Origin of the sequence: Janthinobacterium sp. Ant5-2-1 (assembly GCF_001445815.1) — a bacterium.
GTDB lineage: Bacteria > Pseudomonadota > Gammaproteobacteria > Burkholderiales > Burkholderiaceae_D > Janthinobacterium > Janthinobacterium lividum_E.
The window spans coordinates 1-1,253 of sequence record NZ_LNCE01000088.1 but is presented as its reverse complement, the minus strand read 5'-3'; the positions used below and the strand labels follow the sequence as shown (position 1 = coordinate 1,253).

General features: G+C 58.6%; 2 protein-coding genes. Both read left to right on the top strand.

Annotation, left to right across the window (positions count from 1 at the left end; all coding sequences use genetic code 11):
* A partial coding sequence (gene eno / locus ASN89_RS24095) for a phosphopyruvate hydratase (protein ID WP_058051035.1) occupies positions 1-896 on the top strand: 896 nt, incomplete at its 5' end.
* A gap of 61 nt (positions 897-957) precedes the next feature.
* Positions 958-1,253: cell division protein FtsB (gene ftsB, locus ASN89_RS24090; protein ID WP_058051036.1), on the top strand; the 296-nt coding region annotated here is incomplete at its 3' end.

Sequence of the window (1,253 nt, the reverse complement as noted above, 5' to 3'; positions counted from 1 at the left end):
TGTACCGCTATTTCGGCGGTTCGGGCGCCATGCAGATGCCAGTGCCGATGATGAACGTCATCAACGGCGGCGCGCACGCCGACAACAACCTGGACATCCAGGAATTCATGATCATTCCCGTGGGCGCCCCGTCGTTCAAGGAAGCCGTCCGCTACGGCGCGGAAGTGTTCCACACGCTGAAAAAGATCCTGCACAAGAAGGGTCTGAACACCAACGTGGGCGACGAAGGCGGTTTCGCACCATCGCTGGCCAACCATGAAGAAGCCATCAAGCTGATCATCCAGGCCATCGAAGAAGCGGGCTACGAGCCAGGCACGCAGATCGCCATCGGCCTCGATTGCGCCGCGTCCGAGTTCTACAAGAACGGCAAGTACGAAATGGAAGGCGAAGGCCTGAGCCTGACGGCTACCGAGTTCACCAACCTGCTGGCGACCTGGTGCGACAAGTACCCGATCATCTCGATCGAAGACGCGATGCACGAAGGCGACTGGGACGGCTGGGCGATTCTGACGGCGGAACTGGGCAAGAAAGTGCAGCTGGTCGGCGACGATCTGTATGTCACCAACACCAAGATCCTGAAAGAAGGCATTTCGAAAGGCATCGCCAACTCGATCCTGATCAAGATCAACCAGATCGGCACCCTGACGGAAACTTTCGCCGCCATCGAAATGGCCAAGCGCGCCGGCTACACGGCCGTCATTTCGCACCGCTCGGGCGAAACGGAAGACTCGACCATCGCCGATATCGCCGTTGCTACCAACGCTCTGCAGATCAAGACCGGCTCGATGTCGCGTTCGGACCGCATGGCCAAGTACAACCAGCTGCTGCGTATCGAGGAAGACCTGGGCGACATCGCCAGCTACCCTGGTCGCGATGCGTTCTATAATCTGAAGTAAGCTGATGTAAAACCCACTGGCCGGCCGGAGAGATCCGGCCGGTTTGTTAACTGAATGTCCCATGCGCCTGATTACGCTCGCCCTGGCAGCCCTGCTGCTGCTGATCCAATTTCCCCTCTGGCTGGGTAAAGGCGGCTGGCTGCGTGTTGCCGACATGGAAGCCCAAGTGGCGCTGGCCAACAAGAAGAATGTGGAATTGAAGGCGAGAAACGCCAAGCTCGAATCCGAAGTGCGCGACCTGAAAGATGGTACCGGCGCCGTCGAGGAGCGTGCCCGCTATGAGCTGGGCATGGTCAAACAGAATGAGATTTTCGTGCAGATCGTGCGCAAGGGACAAACCCCGCCACTGCTGGAAAC